Annotated in this window: 19 protein-coding genes; all 19 read right to left on the bottom strand. The window is 70.1% G+C overall.

Annotated elements, in window-relative coordinates:
• Position 1: 1 nt before the first annotated feature.
• The 19 genes from AB0N78_RS00095 to AB0N78_RS00005 all read right to left on the bottom strand — a co-directional run bounded on the left by AB0N78_RS00095 (position 2) and on the right by AB0N78_RS00005 (position 21,010).
• Positions 2-1,276, bottom strand: a complete 1,275-nt coding sequence (locus AB0N78_RS00095) for a D-tagatose-bisphosphate aldolase, class II, non-catalytic subunit (RefSeq protein ID WP_363384161.1) — start codon at positions 1,274-1,276, stop codon at positions 2-4.
• Positions 1,269-2,219 carry a sugar kinase gene (locus tag AB0N78_RS00090; protein WP_363384158.1) on the bottom strand — a complete coding sequence of 317 codons (951 nt, stop codon included), beginning with the start codon at positions 2,217-2,219 and terminating at the stop codon, positions 1,269-1,271. The genes AB0N78_RS00095 and AB0N78_RS00090 overlap by 8 nt, the downstream gene beginning before the upstream one ends.
• Positions 2,220-2,221: 2 nt before the next feature.
• The gene (locus tag AB0N78_RS00085; protein WP_363384155.1) at positions 2,222-3,175 is read right to left on the bottom strand and encodes an ABC transporter permease; all 954 of its coding nucleotides are present in this window, start codon (positions 3,173-3,175) and stop codon (positions 2,222-2,224) included.
• A gap of 8 nt (positions 3,176-3,183) precedes the next feature.
• Positions 3,184-4,680: a sugar ABC transporter ATP-binding protein gene (locus tag AB0N78_RS00080; RefSeq protein WP_363384152.1), complete on the bottom strand. Its 1,497-nt coding sequence runs from the start codon at positions 4,678-4,680 to the stop codon at positions 3,184-3,186.
• Between the two features lie 67 nt (positions 4,681-4,747).
• On the bottom strand, positions 4,748-5,722 hold the full coding sequence (locus tag AB0N78_RS00075; protein ID WP_363384149.1) for a substrate-binding domain-containing protein: 975 nt from the start codon (positions 5,720-5,722) through the stop codon (positions 4,748-4,750).
• A gap of 95 nt (positions 5,723-5,817) precedes the next feature.
• Positions 5,818-6,909, bottom strand: a complete 1,092-nt coding sequence (locus AB0N78_RS00070) for a LacI family DNA-binding transcriptional regulator (RefSeq protein ID WP_363384146.1) — start codon at positions 6,907-6,909, stop codon at positions 5,818-5,820.
• A 244-nt stretch (positions 6,910-7,153) separates the two neighbouring features.
• Positions 7,154-7,765: an NUDIX hydrolase gene (locus AB0N78_RS00065; protein ID WP_363384143.1), complete on the bottom strand. Its 612-nt coding sequence runs from the start codon at positions 7,763-7,765 to the stop codon at positions 7,154-7,156.
• A gap of 1 nt (position 7,766) precedes the next feature.
• Complete coding sequence (locus tag AB0N78_RS00060) at positions 7,767-9,428, bottom strand: CTP synthase (protein WP_363384140.1); 1,662 nt, start codon at positions 9,426-9,428, stop codon at positions 7,767-7,769.
• 48 nt (positions 9,429-9,476) lie between these two features.
• Positions 9,477-10,532: a glycosyltransferase family 4 protein gene (locus AB0N78_RS00055; RefSeq protein WP_363384137.1), complete on the bottom strand. Its 1,056-nt coding sequence runs from the start codon at positions 10,530-10,532 to the stop codon at positions 9,477-9,479.
• A 2-nt stretch (positions 10,533-10,534) separates the two neighbouring features.
• Positions 10,535-12,166 (bottom strand): lipid II flippase MurJ, encoded by a 1,632-nt coding sequence (locus AB0N78_RS00050; protein ID WP_363384134.1) that lies wholly within the window; start codon positions 12,164-12,166, stop codon positions 10,535-10,537.
• Positions 12,163-13,089 (bottom strand): hypothetical protein, encoded by a 927-nt coding sequence (locus AB0N78_RS00045; RefSeq protein WP_363384131.1) that lies wholly within the window; start codon positions 13,087-13,089, stop codon positions 12,163-12,165. Before AB0N78_RS00045 ends, AB0N78_RS00050 begins: the two co-directional genes overlap by 4 nt.
• Entirely contained in the window at positions 13,086-14,138 is a 1,053-nt protein-coding gene (locus AB0N78_RS00040) for a copper transporter (protein WP_363384128.1), read from the bottom strand. The genes AB0N78_RS00045 and AB0N78_RS00040 overlap by 4 nt, the downstream gene beginning before the upstream one ends.
• Positions 14,139-14,193: 55 nt before the next feature.
• Complete coding sequence (steA, locus tag AB0N78_RS00035) at positions 14,194-15,384, bottom strand: putative cytokinetic ring protein SteA (protein WP_363384126.1); 1,191 nt, start codon at positions 15,382-15,384, stop codon at positions 14,194-14,196.
• 6 nt (positions 15,385-15,390) lie between these two features.
• Positions 15,391-17,133, bottom strand: coding sequence for a DNA repair protein RecN (gene recN / locus AB0N78_RS00030; protein WP_363384124.1), 1,743 nt, complete (start codon positions 17,131-17,133; stop codon positions 15,391-15,393).
• Between the two features lie 107 nt (positions 17,134-17,240).
• On the bottom strand, positions 17,241-18,176 hold the full coding sequence (locus AB0N78_RS00025) for an NAD kinase (RefSeq protein WP_363384121.1): 936 nt from the start codon (positions 18,174-18,176) through the stop codon (positions 17,241-17,243).
• Entirely contained in the window at positions 18,173-18,967 is a 795-nt protein-coding gene (locus AB0N78_RS00020; RefSeq protein WP_363384118.1) for a TlyA family RNA methyltransferase, read from the bottom strand. Before AB0N78_RS00020 ends, AB0N78_RS00025 begins: the two co-directional genes overlap by 4 nt.
• 4 nt (positions 18,968-18,971) lie before the next feature.
• Entirely contained in the window at positions 18,972-19,115 is a 144-nt protein-coding gene (locus AB0N78_RS00015) for a hypothetical protein (RefSeq protein ID WP_363384116.1), read from the bottom strand.
• A gap of 48 nt (positions 19,116-19,163) precedes the next feature.
• Positions 19,164-20,192, bottom strand: coding sequence for an HAD-IIA family hydrolase (locus AB0N78_RS00010; protein WP_363384113.1), 1,029 nt, complete (start codon positions 20,190-20,192; stop codon positions 19,164-19,166).
• The gene (locus AB0N78_RS00005; RefSeq protein ID WP_363384110.1) at positions 20,189-21,010 is read right to left on the bottom strand and encodes a hypothetical protein; all 822 of its coding nucleotides are present in this window, start codon (positions 21,008-21,010) and stop codon (positions 20,189-20,191) included. Before AB0N78_RS00005 ends, AB0N78_RS00010 begins: the two co-directional genes overlap by 4 nt.
• Positions 21,011-22,798: the final 1,788 nt, after the last annotated feature.

Raw genomic sequence — 22,798 nt, 5'->3', positions numbered from 1 at the left:
GTCAGGCCACCGCACAGGCGGCGGAGTACAGGCGCAACACGTCACGCACCCGGTCCACCGCGAGGTCCTTGGCCCGAGGAGCCAGGATGCCGTCCCGTACCCGCCAGAACTGGTCGGGCAGGTATTGGCCGATGAGCGGCTCGGGAATGCCCACCCGGTCCAGACCGGCGAACATCGCGTCGATGGCCGCCACGATCCGGGGGTTGGGCAGGTAGTACCGGATCCGGTCGGAGTAGGAGTACTTGCGGGCCAGCGCCTGCTCGTCGGGGTCGCCCTCGTAGTAGGACTGCCAATACGTCGGGTCGTCGAGCATGACCTGCTCGATCACCGCGCGCAGACCGGAACGATCCGCGACCGGCAGCAGCTCATCCTCGATGGCGGCCAGGGCGAACAACGCCTCACGCAACGCGAATGTCAGACCGGGCCCGACCTTGAGGATCGCCCAGTGGTCGACCACCAGGGCCCGCAGCCGCTCCTCGGTCTGGTAGTCGGTGGAGTGCGCCTCGAACACCAGGGACTGGTCGGCGATCACCTGCTGCAAGCCACCGGTGCGCTCGGGGCGGTAGTCGACCACCTGCACGTGGTCGAACTCGACCCCGGGCTGCACCACCATCGCCACCACCTGGTTCCAGGCCTCAGACACCCCATGAGCGGCGAAGGCCTCCTGGTGAGCGCGGATCGTCTCCCGGGCCGCCTCCGGCGAGGTCGGCGTCAGCTCACCCAGCGTCTCGTGCGCACCGCCGGGCACCGGCACCTCGGTGCCGATCACATAGGACACCGGCACCGCATCGGACAGCTCAGCCTCCTGGGCTACCCGCATCAGACGGGCCGCGCGCTCGGCGACGATGGCATCGGTCAGCGGGGTGGGGTCATCCGCACAGGACATCGAGCAGTCCAGGTGGATCTTGGTGTAGCCGGCAGCGACATAGGCGCGCACCAGATCCTCGGCGTGGTCCATCGCCGTGGCGGCGTCCTGACCGGACCACCGGTTCGGGCCGAGGTGGTCCCCGCCCAGGATCACGCGGTCACGGTCCAGACCGGCCGCGTCCGTGATGGTGTACACGAACTCGCGGAACTGCGCGGGTGTCATCCCCGTGTACCCGCCGAACTGGTCCACCTGATTGGAGGTGGCCTCGACCAACAGGTCGCCACCGTCCGCCAGCACCTGCAGCGCGGCGGCCTCGATCACCAGCGGGTGCGCCGAGCAGACCGAGTAGATGCCCGCGCCCTCCCCCGCCTTGTTCCGGGCCAGGACCTCGCGCAATGCGTCACGCATCGTCTTCTCCTTGTTGGTTGTGCACCGCGACCAGCTCCGCGAGTGGGCGATTGCCCGACATCGGGCCACGTGCGGTCACGGATAGCCCCCCGGCGATATTCGCCAGCCGGACCGCCTCAGCCGGCTGGTACCCCTGCAGGACCAGGGACAGGAAGGTGCCGCCGAAGCAGTCGCCGGCACCGGTCGCGTCGACCTCCACCACGCTGATCCCGGGCACGCGGATCACCGCGCCGTCCCGGCTGTGCAGCAGCGCTCCGCGCGACCCCTGCTTGATCACCACCAGTTCGGCGGCCCCGGCCAGGAGCTCGGCGACGCAGGCGTCCCGGTCCCGGCCATCGAACAGGGCCTCAAGTTCGCCCTCGCTGGCCAACACGTACTGGGCGCCTTCGGTCCATCGGCGCAGTTCGGCCCGGTGTGCCGGATCGGTGAGCATCTCGACCCGCACATTGGGGTCCACGCTCACCCGCACGCCTGCCGCCCGTGCCGCGTCGAACAGTCGACCCAGATGGGTCACCGCCTGAGCACTGAACGCGCTGCTGCCCATGAGGTGCAGGCAGTCCATCCCGGCGACCGCCGCCCGCGGGTCCGGCACCGTGAAGGCACCGGCCGCGGCGTCGGCCACGTGAAACAGGAAGGACCGCGAACCATCCGAGCGGTAGCGGACGAACGCCACCCCGGTCGACCGCTCCGGGTCGACCGTGATCGCCGAGACGTCCACGCCGTCCTGCCGCAGCCGGTTCAGACAGACTCGACCGAAGTCGTCATCCCCGACGCGCCCCAGCACCGCGACCTCGGCCCCGCACAGTGCGGCCTGGTCGGCGAAGATCGCCGGGGCACCGGAGGGGAACGGCCCGTCCCACTGGCCAACCGCCAGAGGATCCTGATCGACCTGCTGGGCGACCATCTCCGCGAGCACCTCGCCCGCACAGAGCAATCGCACCACGGTCAGTTCGCCTTACCCGGACGCTTGGACCGCACATCCACCCACACGGCGAGGATGATGATCACGCCCTTGACGATCTTCTGCAGGTAGGACTCAACGCCCATCAGGTTCATGCCGTTGTTGACCACGGCGATGATCAGTGCACCGATGAACGTGCCGAACACGGTGCCGCGTCCGCCGTTCAGGCTGGTCCCACCGAGCACGGCTGCCGCGATGGCGTCCAGCTCGTAGCCGTCCGCGGCATTCGGCTGGGCCGAGTACTGCCGGGAGGTCAGCAGGATGCCGGCCAGCGCAGCGCAGGCGCCGATGATGATGAAGACCTTGACTTGCAGCCGCTGCACCTTGATCCCGGCGAACCGGGCGGCGTCGCGGTTCCCACCGGTGAGAACTGCTTGGCGACCGAATTTGGTGCGGGTCAGCACGGTGTTCATCACCAGCAGCACGATGAGCATGATGATGATCGGCACGCCGATCCCGGCGATCTCTCCGGTGCCCAGCCACTCCACAGTCGGCTCATCCACCGACACGGCCTTGGCATTGGTCAACGCCTGGCCCACACCGCGGAAGATCCCCATGGTGGCGACGGTGACGATGAACGTCGGGATCTTCAGATAGGCCGACAACCAGCCGTTGACGAACCCGCAGGCGATGCCGACCGCCATGGTCACCACGATCGCCAGCCACGGGTTCCAGCCCGCTTGGAGCATCAAGCCCAGACTCACGCCGGAGACCGCGACGATGGAGCCGACCGACAGGTCGATCTCCCCCAGCATCAGGACGTAGGTCATCCCGTAGGCGAGCAGCGCGACCACGGTCATCTGCAGCAGGATGTTCCCGAGGTTTCGGGCATTGAAGAAATAGTCATTGGTGAAGCTGAACAACACCATCAGCCCCACCAGGGCGGCCAACGTCCCGCCATACGTACGGACCAGGTTGTTGCCCGTGATCTGACGCACTGAGAAACTCACTGCGATCCTCCGGTGATGTGGGACATGATGGATTCTGCGTCACTGCTGGCCGGGTCGACCTCGGCAATGATTCGGTGGTCGTTCATGACCAGGACCCGGTGCGCCATACCGAGCACCTCAGGCAATTCTGAGGAGATCATGACGATGGCGACACCCTGCTCCGCCAGCTTCTGCATGAGCAGGTAGATCTCATATTTGGCACCGACGTCGATCCCGCGCGTCGGCTCATCGAGCAACAGCACCTTGGGTGCTGTCTCGAGCCATTTGGCCAGAACGATTTTCTGCTGGTTACCGCCGGACAGAGTGCCCACGGCATGGGTGATCGTCGGGGTCTTGACCCGGAACGACTCGACGGCGGCGCGGGTGATGTCCTTCTCCTGCCGGAAGGACAGAAACCCCAGCGCCCGGGAGATCGCCCCCAGATTGGCCATCGTGGTGTTGTGCGCCACCGAGGCGTCCAACACCAGCCCCTCGCTCTTGCGGTCCTCGGTGGCGTAGGCGATGCCGTGGGCCACTGCCTCGGACGGACTGCCGATCCGCAGTTCGGTGCCGTGCAGCCGCATGGTGCCCGAGGTCGCGGGGGTTACCCCGAAGATGCCGTGCGCCAGCTCGGTGCGGCCCGCGCCGACCAGACCGTAGATCCCGACGATCTCGCCCGCGCGCACGGTCAGGTCGATGTCCTCGAACCGACCCGCCCGGGTGAAGCCGTTCAGCTCCAGCACCGTCGGTGCGTCGGCATCCACCGGCCGTTGCGGCGGGAAGGACTGTTCCAACGGCCGACCGACCATCATCTTGACCAGCTCGTCGACGGTGGTGTCGGCCAGCTTGGCACCACCGACCACCGCCCCGTCGCGCAGCACCGTCGCCCGGTCGCACAGCGCGTGGATCTCGTCCATCTTGTGCGAGATGTAGACCACGCCGGTGCCCTCGGCCTTGACCCGGTTCACCACGGCGAACAGGGCCTGGACCTCGCGTTCGGTCAGCGTCGAGGTGGGCTCGTCCAGGATCAGCACTCGCGGCTGCGCGCGCAGAACCTTGGCGATCTCCACCAGCTGCTGCGAGGACACCGACAGGTCACCGACCATGGCACGCGGGTCGACGTCGAAGCCCAGCCGGTCGAGCAGCTCCTGGGCCTGGCGGTACATCGCCCGGCTGTCCACGAACGGCCCACGCATCGGCTCGTTCAACGCGAAGATGTTCTCCGCGACCGTCATGTTGTCCGCCAGGCTCAGCTCCTGGAAGACGATGCCGATGCCCAGCTTCTTGGACATCAGCGGGTCATTGATGGTGACCTCGGTGCCGTCGACGTGGATGCTGCCGCTGTCCGGCGGCTGCACCCCTGCGAGGATCTTCATCAGGGTCGACTTGCCGGCCCCGTTCTCACCCAGCAGGGCGAGGACTTCACCGGAGTTGACCGTGAGGTCGACGCCATCCAACGCGACGACGCCGGGGAACGCTTTGGTGATCTGCGTCGTCCGCAACAGCTCGGTCACCGCCGCCACCTCCCTGTCTGGGCGTGGGCGCCGGTCGACCCGGCGCCCACGCGGTGTCCAGAAGTGGTCACTTGACGTCGACCTCGACCTTGTCGCCGTTGACCGTGACCTCGACCTCGCCCTTGCCGTGCACGTACAGGCCCGGGGTGATCGGGATGAGCTTCTCGACGTCCTCACCGGCTGCCAGATCCGCAGCGGCCTCCATCGCCTTGACACCCATCTCGTCCGGGTGCTGGGTCACGACGGCCTGGAAGGCACTGTCGGAGTCGACTCCCGCGATGGCCTCTTCCATCCCGTCGAACCCGACCACCACGGCGTCGGACTTGGCCGACGCGGTGGCCTGCGCGGCCGCCAGGGCCATGTCGTCTCCGAAGCCGAAGATCCCGGCCAGCTCGGGCTGCGCGGTGAGCATGTCCTCCGCGGCAGCCTTCGCCTCGGCACGGTCCCGACCGGGGACCTCCTTGACGATCTCAATGCCGGGGTACTGCTCGGCGACGGTCTTGAAGCCGTCGATCCGGTCCACCACCGACTGGATCTCCGGGTAGGTGATCAGACCGACTTCACCGGTGCCGTCCAGGAACTGGGAGAGCGCCTCGGCGGCGATCATCCCGCCGGTCACGTTGTCGGTGGCGATGTGCGAGGCGACATCGACGCCGTTGGCGGCGATGTCCACGGTGATCACCGGGATGCCGGCCGCGTCGGCCTTCTTGATCGCACCGGCGACGCCCTCGGAGTCGACCGGGGACAGCACGATCACATCGACGTCCTGGTTGACGAAGTCCTCCACCTGGGAGATCTGCCGGTTCAGGTCCTGGTCAGCGATGGACACGGTCAGGTCGATGTCCTGGTTGGTGGCCTCGTCCTCCATGGCCTCCTTCATGGCCACGTAGAACGGGTGGGTCTGGGTGAGCAGGCTCGCCCCCACCCGGATCTCACCCGAGCCCGACCCGCCCGATGAGCTGTCGTCGCCCGAGCTACAGGCGGCGAGCCCCACGACGGACAATGCGGTCAGCGAAGCCACGATGATTCGACTCTTGCGCATGGTGTGTTCCTTCTTGGTTGTGCGTTGCGGTGTGAAAGGGGGTTGGTCTGGTCAGCCCGGCGGGTCACCGGGCTGTGTTCTGGCTCAGGGGCAGGTCAGCCCGCGCCGCCCTCGGCACCACGGAGTTGGGCGGCACGGTTGACCCCGAGCGCGAAGGGCAGCACCGAGGTCTGGGCCGGGGCCGCGGCCTCGGCGCGTCGGCGCACCACCAGGCCATCGATCGTCGACGCGACCTGGCGGGGGTTCTGGGAGGCCGTGGTGACCTCGGTGGTGATGAGGTCGAACCACGGGTGGGTGTCGAAGGCGGCGATCCGCATCGACGGCCCGCCGAGCTCCGACTGTTGGCGCAGCACCCCCATAGCCGAGGTCAGGGACAGCGAGATGACCACCGTCGGCTCCTGCTCCAGGATTCGGCTGAACTTCCCGCTGGTCTGCGCCAGAGCGGCGGTCTCTTCCACCACGGCAACGGGCTGGAGTCCGCGCCGCCCGAGGGCGGTGGTCACCGCATCGAGCCGGCGCTCCTGAGTCCAGATCTGGCGCGGCAGCATCGCGACCGCGACCCGGTCTTCCGGTCCGACCGTGCTGGTCACCAGGGCCTCCGCGCCGACCTCGTTCTCGGCCAGCACGCAGTCCACGACGACGCCGCCGACCGGGCGGTCCACGACCACCACGCCGATGCCCTGGGCCTGCAACTGCTCGACATCGCGCGGTGTGGTCCCGGGCGCGGGCACCAGCACGACGGCGGCTGGCCGATACACGGCGAGCTGAGCCAGGACGTCGGTCTGGGCGGCGTAGTCCTCGAGGTGACTGCCCAACAAAATGCCCTCACCGCGGGCCAGCGCGAATTCCTGGAGGTGGGAGTACAGCTGCGCGAAGTACGGGTCCCCGATATCCGGCACGACCACCGCGACGACGCCCAGGTTTCCGCTGCTGCGCAGGGTCCGAGCGAAGGGGTCAGCGGTATACCCGGTGACCTCCACCGCATTCATGACGCGTTCCCTGGTCCGCGGGGATACGGAGGAAGCACCACGAATGACACGGGAGGCCGTCGACATTGACACCCCGGCCATCCGGGCAACGTCGGAAATCGTCACCTTTGTCCGCGGCGAGCGCGAGGCGTCGACGCTCTCGGCGGTGGACACGACGGTGTCCTCGCTCTGGTTCCGGGGCTCCGGCAACGTTGCCATGCGGGGAGGATGGCACACGAAAAGAATCGCCGTCAAACCTCGCTGCGCGCATTCGCCAAATCTATATCAATAGACTTTAATCGCCCTTGTCGCCCGAGGTGTCGGGGCGCATGGCGCTGAGCTGCGAATTCACCCGGGGTGCCGCACCGTCAGACGCCGAAGGGTGCAGGGGACCTCCGTCGGGCGGACATGGAACAGGGCCCCGGGGAGAGTTCCCCGGGGCCCCGTGTATGGCCTCACACGCTCACGCCTCGCGCAGCGTCATCCATCCCCGATCCCGAGCAGCCGCAGCCGCCAGAATCCCGACCGTCGCCGACGGGCTGCTCAATCGCCCGGTCAGCACCGCATCCACCGCGTCATCCAACGAGACCCAGAACGGCACCATCCCGGCCTCCTCGTCTTCCCGGGTGAAACGCTCCGCCTCCGGAACCGGTGACAGATCGCGGGCCAGATAGACCGCGATCCGCTCATCCGACCCACCGGGGCTGGTGAAGAACTCGGTCAGCAGATCCCAGCGACCGGCACGCAAATCAGCCTCCTCGGCCAACTCCCGTGCCGCGGCACGCACTGGCGGCTCACCTTCGACGTCGAGCAGCCCGGCCGGTGGCTCCCAGAGCTCGTGTCGCACCGGGTGCCGGTACTGTCGCAGCAGCAGCACCCGCTCCTGCTGGTCCAGCGCGATGATCGCCACCGCGCCCGGGTGGTCCAGGAACTCCCGGACCACCTGGGACTCCCCCAGGTCGACCCGCTCGGACACCAGATCCCAGATCTTCCCGTGGTGCAGCAGCTCATGCTCCAGCACCGGGCGAGGAGCCGGGTGATCGGTGGGGTCCGGACGCGGGCCGTCGACAGTCATCTCAGCCCCGAGCCTTGAGCGCGGCACTGACCAGACCAGCGAACAGCGGGTGCGCGTCGGTCGGGCGGGACTTGAACTCCGGGTGCGCTTGGGTCGAGACGTAGTACGGGTGCGTCTCGCGCGGCAGCTCGACGAACTCCACCAGCGAGGAGTCCGGCGAGGTGCCGGAGATGACCAGACCAGCCGCCTCCAGCTGGTCGCGGTAGGAGTTGTTCACCTCGTACCGGTGCCGGTGCCGCTCGGAGACCCGGGTGGTGCCATAGGCCTCGGCGACCACGGAGTCCTCGTTCAACACCGCGTCGTAGGCACCCAGCCGCATGGTGCCGCCCAGGTCGCCGTCGCCACCGACAATGGCCAACTGCTCGGCCATGGTGGCGACCACCGGGTCGGTCGGGTTGTCGTCGAACTCCGAGCTGGATGCGCCGGGCAGGCCCAGCACATTGCGGGCGTACTCGATCACCATGCACTGCAGGCCCAGGCAGATGCCCAGGGTCGGCACACCGTTCTCCCGGGACCAGCGCAGCGCGCCGAGCTTGCCCTCGATGCCGCGCACGCCGAAGCCGCCGGGCACCAGCACCGCGTCCACACCGCCGAGCGCGGCCTGCGCGCCCTCCGGGGTCTGGCAGTCATCCGAGGGCACCCAACGGATCTTGACCTTGACCCGGTGGTGGAAGCCCCCGGCGCGCAGCGCCTCGGTCACCGAGAGGTAGGCGTCCGGCAGGTCGATGTACTTCCCGACCAGACCGATCTCCACCGTGTCCGTCGCCCCGTGCACCCGACCCAGCAGGTCCTCCCAGCCGGCCCACTCCACATCGCGGAACGGCAGACCGAGCCGCTGCACGACGTAGGCGTCCAGGCCCTCGGCGTGCAGCACCTTCGGGATGTCGTAGATGCTCGGCGCGTCCTTGCAGGAGATGACGCCCTGGGTGTCGACGTCGCACATCAGCGCGATCTTCGACTTGATCGAGGCGGGCAGGTCGCGGTCGGAGCGCAGCACGATCGCGTCCGGCTGGATGCCGATGCTGCGCAGCGCCGCCACCGAGTGCTGGGTGGGCTTGGTCTTCAGCTCACCGGAGGGGCCGATGTACGGCACCAGCGACACGTGCAGGAAGAACACATTGTCCCGGCCGAGCTCGTGCCGCACCTGACGGGCAGCCTCGAGGAAGGGCTGGGACTCGATGTCGCCGACGGTGCCACCGATCTCGGTGATGATCACGTCCACGTCATCGGCGGCCTGCGACCGCATCCGCGACTTGATCTCGTCGGTGATGTGCGGGATGACCTGCACCGTGTCGCCCAGGTACTCCCCGCGACGCTCCTTGGCGATCACATGCGAGTAGACCTGACCGGTGGTGACGTTGGCCGAGCCGACCAGGTTCACGTCCAGGAATCGCTCGTAGTGACCGACGTCCAGGTCGGTCTCCGCGCCGTCCTCGGTGACGAAGACCTCACCGTGCTGGAACGGGTTCATCGTCCCGGGGTCGACATTGAGGTAGGGGTCGAGCTTCTGCATCGTGACCCGCAGGCCCCGCGACCGGAGCAACCGGCCGAGGCTGCTGGCCGTCAAGCCCTTGCCCAGTGAGGAGGCGACGCCTCCCGTGACGAAAATGTGCCGGGTCCCGGATTCCGACCGCCCGGAGAGTCGATTTGCGCGCTCTGCCACGGGGTTCAACCCTATCGCACGCAGCGCCGTTCACCCAGGACCTCTGCGTCACACCCGGTAGATCGAGCGCAGCTGGGTCAGAACGTCGGCCGGTGTGGGCAGCTGTGCGACACGATCACGGGCCGCGGCGCGCAGTCGTTCCCGCTGGTCATGGTCGGTCAGCACGTCGCGGATCGCCGTCGCCAGCGCGTCGTCGTCCCCCACCGGCACCAGCACGGCGGCGTCCTCGGTGACCTCCCGGGTGCCGCCCGCATCGGTGGCGACCACCGCCGCGCCGAGGCCCAGCGCCTCCTGCACCGCCAGCGGCTGGCCCTCCCACACCGCCGTCGACACCACCACATCCGCGGCGGCGATCAGCTCCGGCACGTCCTCGCGACGGCCCAGCACCCGCACCGGCGCACCCGATGACTCGGCCTGGGCGCGCACCTCGGACTCCAACGGGCCGTCCCCGGCCAGCAGCCAGACGAACCCCGGCACCGTGACTCCGGACGCCGCCCGCACCAGGGTGTCCAGGCCCTTCTGCGGGGCCAACCGTGCCACGGTGACCGCCAGCGGCGTGTCCGCGGCCAGTCCGAGCTCCGCACGGGTCTGCGCGGGGGTCTGTCCCGGTTCACGACGGGCCGGGGCGGGCACCAGGGCACGTTCGGCACGCCGGGCACCCTGCGACCGGGCCAGCGCCACCAGGTCACCGGAGACGCCCAACACCACATCCGCACCCCGGGCCACCACTCGACCGAGCACGGCGGAGACAGTCCGAATCGCTCGGCCACCCACCGGCAGGTTGTGCAGCGTCACGACCACCCGGGTGCGCCGCCGCACCGCCAGCACGGTCAGCGCCCCCGCACGCAGCCCGTGGGCGTGCACCACATCGGCATCCCGGGCTGCCCGGGCCAGCTCACGGATCGCCACCAGGTCCGAGGCATGCGGACGGTCGGCGATCTCCACCGGCACGAACCGGCCCCCGTCACCCAGGACGGTGGAGCGCACCGACGACGGACCGGCGACCAGCACCTGCTCCCCTGCCGCGGTCAACTCCGCGGTCACCTGCGCCACATGCCGGGCCACCCCGCCCGCACTCGATCCCAACACCTGCACGACGCGCATGATCATTCCTCCACCGTCCGTCCGCGGCGGAGCAGACCGGTGATCGCCGACCGGTCAGTCACCCACACCCCGGCCACCAGCACCGCTGCCCCGACCAGTGCACCAGCCACCGCCGCCAGCACCGCACCGCCCACTCCGCCGAGCATCGACTGCCCAGCGTCCACCACCAGACGACCTAGCACTGAACCGGCCGCACCCGCGGCCACCAGCACCGCCGTCGACCGCGCGATCCCCTGCACCGCCTCGGCTCCGGCCGCCCGACGCAGCAACACCAGCAGCACGACCCCGGCAGTCAGCATGCCGACCGTGTTGCCCACCGCCAGCGACCGCAGCGTGGCCGGCCCATCCTGTCCGGACCCGACCAGCGCCGCGCAGCCGATCCACGAGGCAGCGATCACCACCGCCCAGCCGACGCTGGCCCCGATCACTGCCGATCGCCCCTGCTCCAGCGCATAGAGCGCCCGGGAGACATGGAAGATCAGCCCGAAGCCGAGCAGACCCGGTGCGGTCAACGCCAGCGGGCCGCTCAGCGCACCGAGCAGGTCCGCGTCGCCGTTGCCGATCCGCCCGAAGACCGTGGTCACCGCGGGCGCTGCCGCGATCAGCGCCACCGCACCCACCGTGCTGGCGGTGAGCACGCCACGGGTGGTCACCGCCGTCAATCGCCCGAAGCCCTGTCGGTCCGGACGGCTCGCACGCTCGGCCAGTCGGGGGAAGGTGCTGGTCGCCAACGGCACCGCCAACACCGCATAAGGCAGCAGGTACACCGGGTAGATCAGGGTCTGCCAGGCCACCAGCGTGCCCGTGCTGCCATAGGCGTCGGTCAGCTTGAGCACCGCCAGCATGGACAGTTGCTGCGCCACCAACCCGCCGACCCCGGCCAACGCCAAGCTCCGGGCGCGACTGCCGACTCCGGGCGGGAAGCGGAAAGATGGGCGCAGTCGCACCCCCGACCGCAGCACCGGCACCAGCAGCGGCAGACCCATCGCCAACACCCCGGCTGTGGTCCCCCAGGCGAGCAACTCCACCGCCCCGGACGGAAGCTCCCCCGGCTCCAGCGTCACCGGCAGGCCCTCGCGACGTAGCAGCCAGCCGTAGCCCGCGTAGGTCGCGATCACCACCAGGCTGGACAGCACCGGAACGAACGCCGGCCAGAAGAACCGCTTCTGCGCCTGCAACACCCCGGAGAGCACCACCGCCAGGCCGTACAGCGGGATCTGCACCGCGAACACCCGCAAGAAGAAGACCACCAGCTCCGGGTCGCTATTCGCCGCCGTCAGCTCCGCCACCGGTCGGGCGAGCAGCGCCAACAGCCCACCGATCAACACCAGGCCGGACAGCGCCCAGGTCAGCATCGCGGAGGAGATCCGCGACACGTCCGCACGCATCCCCCGGGCCAGCGGTGCCGCCAGCACCGGGATCAGCGCACCGGTCAGCGCACCACCGGCAGCCACCTCGAACAGCACATTCGGGATGGTGTTGGCCGCGTTGTAGGCATTACCGATCCCGGTGACGCCCACCGCACTGGCGAACACCAGGCTGCGGACGAACCCCAGCAGGCGGCTCACCACGGTCACCGCCGCGATCAGCGCCGCGGCACCGGCCAGCCCCGACAGCAGGCGGCGACGGCTCACGTCAGGGGCGACCCGTCGTCGGTCGGCTCCGCGGTCCGCTGCGCACTCGGCTCAGCGGCGGGGCGGCGACCCCAGGCGTCGATCTCGCGCAGCACCGGGGTGCGGGCGATCACCTGAGTGAAGGACACCTTCTCCGAGGCCAACGTCAGCCCCACCACACCAGCGAGCACGGCCAGACGACCCCGCCGGGGCAGCTGCTGCACCGCGATGGTGCCCAAGGCCGCGCCCAGACCGTTCGCCCCGGAATCGCCCAGCATGTCGCGCTCGGCCAGGTCGTCCGGCAGCTCAGCGACCACGGCACCCAGCACTGCCGCGGCGGGCCCGGAACCCGGTCCACCCAGCAGCGCGGCCGGCGCGGCGGTGATGCCGGTGGCCTTCAGCGCCCGACCGGGTCGCAGATCCAGCAGATTGACCAGGTTGGCACTGGCGGCGATCAACGCACCGTCCATCCCGATCTCTGCCAGCCGCAGCGCCACCCGTCCGGCTCGTCCGGTGGGCCGAGGGCCCTGCGGGCGGCTCAGAGCGGCAGCCACCAGCGCACCCGCGCCGATGCCCAGCACTTTGAGTCCACCGGTGGTCAGCTCGCCCTTGGCCAGCGCGCCCAGATGACCGCGCAGCCCCTTAGCGACCTCGCCGGAGCGGTCCTCGGTCAGATCGTCCACCAGGCCGAAGCCGGTCCCGCTGATCGTCGCGACCGTCAGCGCAGCCCCGTCCCGCACGCTCGGCGCGCCGACCAGTCCCCCGGCCAGCACCCCCGCCGCCACCGACGGGCCGCCCAGCAGACTGACCGGCTCACCGCGATGATTAGTGCGCTCCCAGATCCGCGGACCACCGGGCGGCTCATCGTCCAGCAACCCCCGGACCACCGTGGTGGTGACCCGGGCCGTGGTCGCGGCGATCAACCGTCGCAGCACCCCGGTCATCCCTCGGCACCACCGGCGGCGGGGTCACCCGCATTCGGGTCAGCCGCGTTGGGGTCCGCGACCGGGTTCCGGTCGACGGCGGGCAGCGTCGTCGTGGTCGGGATCAGCGTGAGCCCGTCACCGACGCCGTAGTGTCCGACGGTGCCACCGGCGTCGGCGTTCAGTGCCAGCGGCACCGACACCTGCCCGGCGATCCCCTCAGCACCATTGACCGTGCTGACCGCGTCCGCGAGCTCCTGGTCGGCCAGGATCGCGCCGATCAGGCTGTCATCGGCGACTGTGCCACCGGCGACCACCGCACCGGCCGCGCGGGCCGCCCCGACCCGCACCAGCGCAGACAGCGAATCCTGGGTGGCCTGCACCTGGTCCTCATCCGATTCCTCGGTGGTGGTCGAGGTGGCCAGCAGGTTATCGGTGAGCAGCAACACGTCGTCGGCCGGGACGCTGAGGTCCGCCGCCAACTCGATCAGCGGGTCATCACCGGTACTGAGCAGCTTGATCAGCGTGGTGGCGTCCGAGCTGACCTTGGTGGGGTCCGCGGGGTCCGCGCCGGTCAACGCCTGGATCAAGGCCTCGGACAGGGCGGTGTCCGCCCCGGTGCCGGACTCCGGCTGGGGGTTCAGGTAGGTGGTGAGGTTCGCCACCAGCGCCTGGCGGAAGCTGCGCAGATCGGTCGACGACCAGGACGGGGTCAACGTCACCTGCGCGCTGACCGTCGCGCCCCCGGCGGTCAACTGGTCCTCGACGGCCTGCTGCGCCTCGGCGTCGACCTCGCCCATCGCGATCACCGCGACGTTCCGACCGGCCAACGTGCCGTCGACCAGCTGCGGTCCGGCGGCGGCGATGTAGTCGGTGGCTGCCGTCGTGGCGGCTTTGGCCGCGTCAAGGTCAGTGCGCAGAGCGTCCTTCTCCTCGCGGAGCTGGTCGACCTGCCCGGTGAGCGTGTTGCCGATGCTCTCCCGGAGCGGGCCGGCACCAAGCACGATGCCCACGGCCAGCGCCAGGAACACCGAGATCAGCGAGACGAGGTGGTAACGGAAGTCGATCACAGCGAGGGCTCTCGGTAGCAGGGAACAGAGTCGGGGGCGCACAGCGCGGAGCCGGTCACGAGGAGCCTCCGAACAGGGAGCCGAACCAGCGCGCCACATCGTCCCAGCGCGCGCCGAGCAGTCCGATCAAGGTCTGACCGGCAGTGGTGGAGGCCAGGGCGACCCCGAGGGCCAGCAACCCGGCCAGCACCAACAGCGTGAGCTGCACATTGGAGATCCGGTTCCGGTAGAGCCGGGACACACCCTTGGCGTCGACCAGCTTCCCGCCGACCCGCAACCGGGTCAGGAAGGTGCTCGCCATTCCCGCACGGCCCTTGTCCAGGAACTCCACCAGGGTCGCGTGGGTGCCGACCGCCACGATCAGCTCAGCGCCCTTGTCGTCAGAGAGCAGCATCGCGATGTCCTCGCTGGTGCCGGTCGCGGGGAAGACGATGTGCGGCACCCCGAGCTGATCGACCCGGCTCAACCCCGGTGCCCGACCGTCCCGGTAGGCATGCACCACGATCTCCGCCCCGCACTGCAATGCGCGATCGGAGACCGAGTCCATGTCGCCGACGATCATGTCCGGAGTCCACCCGGCCTCGAGGATCGCGTCCGCGCCACCGTCTACACCGATCAGCACCGGGCGGTACTCACGGATGTAGGACCGCAGCGTCACCAGGTCTTCCTTGTAGTGGTACCCGCGCACCACGATCAGGACCTGACGGCCCTCGATCTCGGTGGTGATGTCCGGCACCCCCACACCGTCGAGCAGCAGATCGCGCTCCCGACGCAGGTAGTCCATGGTGTTCGCCGCGAAGGACTCCAGTTGGGTGGACAGCCCGGCGCGGGCCTCCTCCTGGTCGGCGGCCACCGTCTGCTCGGTCTGGACCACGCCCTCGGCAAGCAGGGTGTCGGCGTCGTAGACCTTGCCGTCCACGATCCGCAGATCCCGACCCTCGCGGGCGGTCATGATGTCCGGTCCCAGGTCGTCAATCAGCGGGATTCCGGCCTCGACCAGGATTCCCGGTCCGAGGTTCGGGTAGCGGCCAGAGGTGGAGCGGGCAGCATTGAGCACCGCGGCGGGTTGCGCAGCAACGAGTGAGTCAGCGGCCACCCGGTCGATGTCGACGTGGTCGATCACGGCGATGTCGCCCGGACGCAGACGCTTGGTCAGCGCCTTCGTCCGTGGATCGACCCGGGCGGGTCCGACGAGCTCACCCGCGCGGGCCGCAGCGGAGCGTCGGCGCGAGGGCAGGAGTTTCATCGCTGTTCATCGTGCCATGTTTCGTTGCACCAACAGCTCTGCTGCGTGTGCGCGCGCCGCGGGCGAGTCGTCGCCGGAGAGCATCCGCGCCAGTTCTCCGATGCGGTCCTCGCCGTCGACCTCGCGCACATCCGAGGCGGTGATGACGTCCTGCTCGCCGTCCGCGCCGCCCCGCGATTTGGTCACCACCAGGTGCCGATCGGCGAACGCCGCGACCTGGGCGAGGTGTGTGACGACCAGCACCTGCGCGCCTGTGGCCAGCGCAGACAGCCGCCGACCCACCTCCGTCGCGGCCCGACCACCAACACCCGCATCCACCTCGTCGAAGACGAAGGTCCCCGGCCGGTCATCGCCCTGATCCGGTGACGTGGCCAGTGCCACCTCCAGGGCCAGCATCACCCGGGACAGCTCCCCGCCGGAGGCACCCTTGCCCAGTGGACGCGCCGGTGCCCCGGGGTGCGGCACCAAGAGCATCTCCACCGAATCTCCACCGTGCGGTCCGAGCTCGCCCGCGTCCTCGACCCGGACCTCCACCACCGCACCGGCCATCGCCAACCCGGCCAGCTCCTCGGTCACGGTCGCGGCCAGACGCCCAGCCGCCTCCCGTCGCGCCGCCCCGAGGGACGCCGCCAGCTCGGCCAACCGCCGATCCAGTCCGTCACGCTGCTCAGCCAGTGCGGCCAGGTGGTCGTCACCGCCGTCGATGGCCAGCAACCGAGTCGCGCTCTCGGACGACCAACGCAGCACCGCCTCAATGTCCTCGCCGTAGCTGCGGGTCAGCCCCACCAGGTCGGCGCGGCGGCTGAGCGCCTGATCCAACCGAGCGGGATCGGCCTGCAGGTCCTGCAGGTAGGACGACAGCTCCGTCGCCGCATCCGCCAACAGGTACCCGGCCTCGGCCACCCGGTCCCGCAGCTGCGCCAGCTGCGCGTCATGCTCGCCGCCGGACTCCAACAGCCGTCGAGCCTGCTCCACCGCACCTGTCGCCGAGACATCGGTGGTGGCATCCTCCTCGCCCATCAGGATCTGGTGCGCCCCAGCCGCCGCCACCCGCAGATCCTCGGCATGCGACAGCCGTTCGATCTCCGCCGCCAGCGCCACGTCCTCCCCGGGCTGGGGATCGATCCGCTCCACCTCGGCCAGCCCCAGACGCAGAAGTTCGGCCTCCCGGGCCATCTCCTGCCGACGCGAACGGAGGTCGTCGATCTCCGCCTGGACCCGAGCTCGTTCCGCCCAGGCCTGCCGGTACTCGTCGAGCAACTCGCCGTGTGCCTGACCCGCATAGGCGTCGAGCGCGTCGCGCTGGTGCGCGGCCGAGCGCAGCCGGGTCTGGTCCATCTGGCCGTGCACGGTGATCAACCCGTCGGCCAGCTCGGCCAGCACCGCCTGCGGCACCGACCGTCCGCCCAGGTACGCCCGCGAACGACCCGGCGTCCCGTCAGTGCCCGCCCCCACCGTCCGCACCAGCAGCAGGCTGCCGTCATCATCCAGCACCGCCCCGGCCTCCTGCGCGCGGGACGCCACCGCGGAGTCAGCCGGCACAATCACGCGTCCCTCGACGACAGCAGACTCCGCACCGATCCGCACCGTCGCCGGGTCGGCCTTGCCACCGAGCAGCAGGTTCAGGGCGGTCAACACCATCGTCTTGCCCGCGCCGGTCTCCCCGGTGAGCACCGTGAGGCCCGGGTGCAGCTGGATCCGGGCCTCGCCGATCACACCCAGGTCGCTGATCGTGATCTCGTCGAACACTCTCGCCCTCGTCGTCTCGTCACTGCCCTCACGGGCGGTCGCGTCGATTCTGCCGGACATCCCGCGCCCCCGACGGTTGCGTCGGTGTGCCGGTCGGTCGTCTGTCGCTACCCGGCATCAGGCCCGGCACCGTCGTCGTTCCCGCCGACGTCCGCCACAGCACCCCGTCGATTCCGCATCCCGTCCAACTCAGGTGAACGCCCCCGCCACCCCACCACCGGCAGGTCGAACTTCTTCACCAGCCGGTCCGTGAACGGTGCCGGAGTGAGCCGGGCCAAACGCACCGGAACCGGCGACCGGCGCACCTCCACACGGGAACCGGCAGGGACCTCGATCCGTCGACGCCCGTCACAGACCAGCACGGCCGGGGACGGTGACCGGGTGAGTACCTCCACCGCGACCACACTGCGCGGCCCGACGACCAGCGGCCGGGCGAAGAGTGCGTGCGCGGACAGCGGCACCACGATCATGCTGTCCACCTCCGGCCACACCACTGGACCACCGGCGGAGAACGCGTGCGCGGTGGAGCCGGTGGAGGTGGCGAGCACCACGCCGTCACAGCCGAAGGAGGACAGCGGCCGGTCGTCAACCTCGATCACGACCTCGACCATCTTGGCCGGTTCCGCCTTCTCCAACGCGGCCTCGTTGAGCGCCCAGTTGACCAGGGGGTCGCGCGCACCCGGGAGATTCACCTGCACCTGGAGCGTGGTGCGCTCCTCCACGGTGTAGTCCCCCGCCGCGACCCTGCGCACCGCATCCCCGATGTCGTCCCGCTCGCTCTCGGCCAAGAATCCCACGTGGCCCAGATTGATCCCGAGCAGCGGCACACCGGCCGCCCTCGCCAGCTCGGCGGCGCGCAGGATCGTGCCGTCGCCGCCGAGGATGATCGCGAGCTCGATGTCGTGGAAGCTCATCCCCGGCATGTCGTCACCGGCGAGCACTGGCTCGAACCCGGCGGCCTCCAGGGCGGCGACCGCCTCCTCCTCCGCGGACACCGCTTCGGCCCGACCGCTGTGCGTCACCACCAGCACCCGACGTGTCATGCCCGGACCTCCACACCCTGGACGACCTGCTGCACGCGCTGCTCCCATCCTTCGGACGACTCCCCGGCACGCAACCGGAGAAAGAACTCGACGTTCCCGCTGGGGCCGGGCAGTGGACTGGCCACCACATCGCGTACCCCCAGACCCAGCGTCTGCGCCGCGCTGCCCACGCTCAGCACCGCCTGGGTGCGCAGCTCGGGACTGCGCACCACCCCACCCGAGCCCAGCCGCTCGCGACCGACCTCGAACTGCGGCTTCACCATCATCAGCAGGTCGGCCGCCGGGGCGACCACGCGGGCCAGCGCGGGCAACACCAGCGTCAGGGAGATGAAGGACAGATCCGCCACGACGAGCTCCGGCGGCGTACCGACGTCGCCCGGTGCAAGCTCACGGATGTTGAGCCCCTCGTGCACCTCCACCCGGGGGTCGTCCCGCAGCCGCGACACGAGTTGACCGTGACCGACATCGACCGCCACCACCGCGGCGGCCCCACGACGCAGTAACACGTCGGTGAAGCCCCCGGTGCTGGCCCCCGCGTCGAGGCAGCGCATCCCCCGCGGATCCACACCGAAGGCATCCAGCGCACCGATCAGCTTGTACGCGCCACGGGAGGCGTAGTCGTCGTCAGTGGCCGACGGGATCACCCGCACCCGTTGCTCCGGGCCGCAGGGGGTCGCCGGCCGCAACACCGGACGGCCATCGACCTCGACCCGACCGGCCGTGATCAGCTCGGTGGCATGCCGACGCGACCGGGCCAACCCGTCCCGCACCAACACGGCATCCACCCGCATGCGCTCAGCCCTCCGCCTCCGCCAGCCGCTCCTGCAACCCGGCGTGCACCGCCTCGAACACATCCAGCTGCTCACGCGGCGACAGCTCGGTCACCTCGGCGAGACGGCCGATCAGACCGTCCACCCGCTCATCACCTGTCGCGTCCATCTGTGCTCCTCTCCACCACCCACGCTACCCGCGCGGCGAGGACGGGCCTCAGTTGTCCACAGGCAGGTCGGGCACACTGTCCACGTCCAGGCCGTGACCGGAGTCCACCGCTTCCCAGGCCGCCGCGCAGGCCGCCCGGATCAGGTCCACTCCCCGGTCGCGGCCCTCGACTCCGTGCAGTTCCAGGCGGCGGTCGACCACCCGTGCCGCGGACTCCCGCACCTGCCACCACCCATCGGCGACCGGCGTCGGCGTCGGATGCGGCACCAGCAGCTCACCCAGATCCGCAGCGATGTAATGCGGGCGGAACCCGGGATCGGCCAGCACGTCATCACGCCCGGTGGAGACACCGGTGAGGACATGCAGACCGGCGTACCCACCGGAGCGTGCCCCGGCCAGATCCGTATCCAAACGGTCGCCCACCACCAGCGGGTTCGACGCGCCCAGACGCTCCACGGCCAGCTCGTACATCGTCGAGGCAGGCTTGCCCGCGCTGTCCGGCCGGATGCCAGTAGCGGCGGTGACCGTCCCGACCAGCGCCCCGTTGCCCGGTGCGAAGCCGCGCGCGGTCGGCAGACTCAGGTCAAGGTTGCTGGCCACGAACCAGGCACCACCAGCCACCGCGTAGGCAGCCTCGGCCAACTGGGCCCACCCCAGCTCCGGCGCGAAGCCCTGGGCCACGGCATCGGGTCGGTCGTCCGCCGACTCCACGATGGTGAAGCCGGCCTCACGCACGGCGGTGTGCATCCCCGCACCGCCGACCACCAGCACCTTCGACCCCGGAGCCAATCGCGTGCCGAGCAGCTGCGCGCACGCCTGCGCCGCCGTCATCACGTCACCCGCTTGCGCCGGGATGTCAAGCCCGGTCAGCTGCTCGGCCACCGACTCCGGCTCCCGCGAGGCGTTGTTCGTGACGAACACCAGCCGCATCCCCGCAGCACGCGCGCCCGCCAACCCGGCAGACGCCCCGGCGATCGGCTCATGCCCCTTGTACGCGACACCGTCCAGGTCAACCAGGGCCAGGTCATAGCGCTCGGCCAGCGGGATGTCGCTGCCGATCAGTCGTGCGTCGCTCACTTGTCCTCCGTGTCCGTGTCCTCACCAGCGGACGGCTCGTCCCGCACGATCTCGTCGTCGGCCGCGGCCTCATCCTCGATGTCGGACGCGTCGACATCGAATTCCTCCGCGATGGGGTCGGCCACGTCGCTCGGTGCCGCCTCCTCGTCCTCCTCGAGGTCGAAGAGCACCACGTCCTCGTCCGCGACCTCGCCGGACACCTGTGCGAGCAGGCCCACAGGGAAACCAGCCGTGGCCTGCTCGGCCTCGGTGGAGCGCCCGGCCGCCCGCAGCGCCTCAGCCTTCGCCACGGCAACCCGCGCCCCGAGCGACGTGTGCCCACCGATCCGGAACCCGGAGAGGGCAGCCAGAGCACCGTCGGTGTCGCCCAGATCCAGGCGCGCACCCGAGACCACCATCGCCAGCTCGACCTTGCCCGTGGCGTCCAGCTGCTCCGCCTCCGGCGACTGCGCCAGGGTGATCGCACGCTCCGGACGGCCCAGCCCACGCTCGCAGTCCGCCATCACCGCCAGGTGCTCGGACGACCCGTTCAGTCGGCGCACCGTCCGCAGCTCGCGCAACGCCTCGGCGAACCGTCCGGTCCGGTAGGCGGCCAGACCTGCGGCCTCACGCACCACGTCCACCCGACCGCCTCGACGCGCCGCCGCCTGGGCATGTTCGTAGGCCAACTCCGGGTCCTCATCGATCAACCGTGCGGTCATCACCAGGTGCAGGCCGACGATCTCCGCGTTGTCCTTACTCAGCGTCCGCAGCCGCGACCGAACATCCCGGTCCAGCATGCTGAAGGTGATGTCCTCCGGAAGCTCCGGCCCGGGCACCCGCACCGACTGCGGCGGCCGCGACGTCCGACGATCCCCGTCGAACCCCCGAGACCGGCCACGCTCACTGTCACGACCGCCGAACCCACGACCGCGGTCACCCGAATCCCGGCGCTCCCCACCGAAGCCACGGCCGGCGTCCCGCGACCCACGACGCTCGTCACCGAAACGTCCCGGCCCACGACCGCCGTACCCACGATCCGCCCCATACCCACGGTCATCGCGCGACGACGAACCACGCTCATCGGACCGTCCACCGCGATCCGGGTACGAGCGCCCCTGGCCGGACCCTGGCCGCTCGCGATGCGTGCGGCGGTCACCGGAGCCGTCCCCGTACGACCGGCCCGCGCCTGAACCGAACCGATCCGTGGAGGGACGTCGCTCACCGGAGCCCGAACGGCCGGTGCCAGAGCGCCGGTCCCCCGATCCCGAGCGCTCGCCGTACGGGCGTCGTGCACTGCCGTCGAAGCGACCCCGCTCGCCCGAGCCGGAACGGTCATACCCGGACCGCTGACCGGAGGCAGCACGCTGTCCAGTACTGGAACGATCCCCGTACTGCGGACGTTCGCCACGACCCGGGCGCTCATCACGCCCCGAGCCGCCGAAGCGCGCACCAGTCGACCCTGCGCGCCGCTCGTCGCCCCGTCCACCGAAGGACCCCGGGCGGTCATCGCCGCGTTCGGGCCGACCGTCACCGGAGTGCCCCCCGAACCCTCGTCCACGTTCCGCGCTGTCGCGTCCACGGAAACCTCCGGCACGGTCCCCGAAGCGCCCGCCACCGCCACCGGCGCGTCCACGGTCATCATCACGACGTCGCTGACCGTCCCGACCACCGCCCTGGTAGCCGTCACCCCGACGTGTGGCGTCGCGTCCATCCGACCAGTCGGTCCGCGTCTGCGCATCACGGTCGCGGGAGTCACCCGACCGCGATCCGTACCCGCGGCGCTCACCGCGCTGTCCAACATCGGTCCCTGGGCCACCATCCCGGCCGCCCCTCGAACGCGCGTCGCCGCCCCCGCGTCGCCCAGTACCGTCACGCCCGTCGAACCCACGCTCGTCCGCCCGGCCACGAGGCGACCCACCACCCCGACCAGCGAACCGACCATCATCAGCCCGCCCTCGCGAGACGCCCTCTCCCCGGGCTCCGAACCCACGATCATCACGCCCGCGACCGCGTCCCTCGGTCCCCTGAGCAACTCCGCTGCCGTCCGCCCGGTGACCGCGAGCCTGTCCCTCGGAACCACGCTGTGCGCGCGCGCCCTTGCCGAACGAACGGTCGCCGAAGGACCGACCCTCGCCACCAGCGCGATTGCCGGAGCCGTCACCCGATGCGTGCGTACCAGAGCCGAACTGCTCATCGCGTTCACGGGCACCGCGCCCGGGTGCCGACGCTGGACCCGAATCCCGCCCACGGCTCCGGCTCCCTGCGACCCGAGGAACTCGTGCCCCGCCGCTGGTGTCAGGACGGCCCACCCGGGTGCGCCGTGCGCCGGCAGCGCGATCATCGCCGAACCGTCCTCCGGTCGAACCGCCGGATCGCTCGCGTGCGTCACTCATCGTCGTCCATCTCCTCGTCAGACACCTGCGCGTCATCGTCTCATCCGCGGACCCGCGACCCCACCAGCGAGGTCCACCCGATGCGCGTGAGCGGGCCGGTACACCCCGTGGTGGTGTTGTGTGTGTCAGGTCCGGGAACGACGAAAGGCCACCCCAGTGGGGTGGCCTTTCGTGCAAAAGGTGTCCGGCGGCGTCCTACTCTCCCACACCCTGGCGAGTGCAGTACCATCG

The sequence above is a fragment of the Cellulomonas sp. NPDC089187 genome (assembly GCF_040685135.1).
GTDB lineage: Bacteria > Actinomycetota > Actinomycetes > Actinomycetales > Cellulomonadaceae > Cellulomonas.
The sequence above is the reverse complement of the archived record's forward strand: the minus strand, read 5'-3'. Positions and strand labels throughout refer to the sequence as shown.

Coding starts and splice junctions, on each gene's coding strand:
- AB0N78_RS00045 (WP_363384131.1), bottom strand. CDS start 13,089: ATGACCGGGGTGCTGCGACGGTTGATCGCCGCGACCACGGCCCGGGTC.
- steA (WP_363384126.1), bottom strand. CDS start 15,384: ATGAAACTCCTGCCCTCGCGCCGACGCTCCGCTGCGGCCCGCGCGGGT.
- AB0N78_RS00020 (WP_363384118.1), bottom strand. CDS start 18,967: ATGCGGGTGGATGCCGTGTTGGTGCGGGACGGGTTGGCCCGGTCGCGT.
- AB0N78_RS00055 (WP_363384137.1), bottom strand. CDS start 10,532: ATGCGCGTCGTGCAGGTGTTGGGATCGAGTGCGGGCGGGGTGGCCCGG.
- AB0N78_RS00075 (WP_363384149.1), bottom strand. CDS start 5,722: ATGCGCAAGAGTCGAATCATCGTGGCTTCGCTGACCGCATTGTCCGTC.
- AB0N78_RS00095 (WP_363384161.1), bottom strand. CDS start 1,276: ATGCGTGACGCATTGCGCGAGGTCCTGGCCCGGAACAAGGCGGGGGAG.
- AB0N78_RS00070 (WP_363384146.1), bottom strand. CDS start 6,909: ATGGCAACGTTGCCGGAGCCCCGGAACCAGAGCGAGGACACCGTCGTG.
- AB0N78_RS00015 (WP_363384116.1), bottom strand. CDS start 19,115: ATGGACGCGACAGGTGATGAGCGGGTGGACGGTCTGATCGGCCGTCTC.
- AB0N78_RS00025 (WP_363384121.1), bottom strand. CDS start 18,176: ATGACACGTCGGGTGCTGGTGGTGACGCACAGCGGTCGGGCCGAAGCG.
- AB0N78_RS00065 (WP_363384143.1), bottom strand. CDS start 7,765: ATGACTGTCGACGGCCCGCGTCCGGACCCCACCGATCACCCGGCTCCT.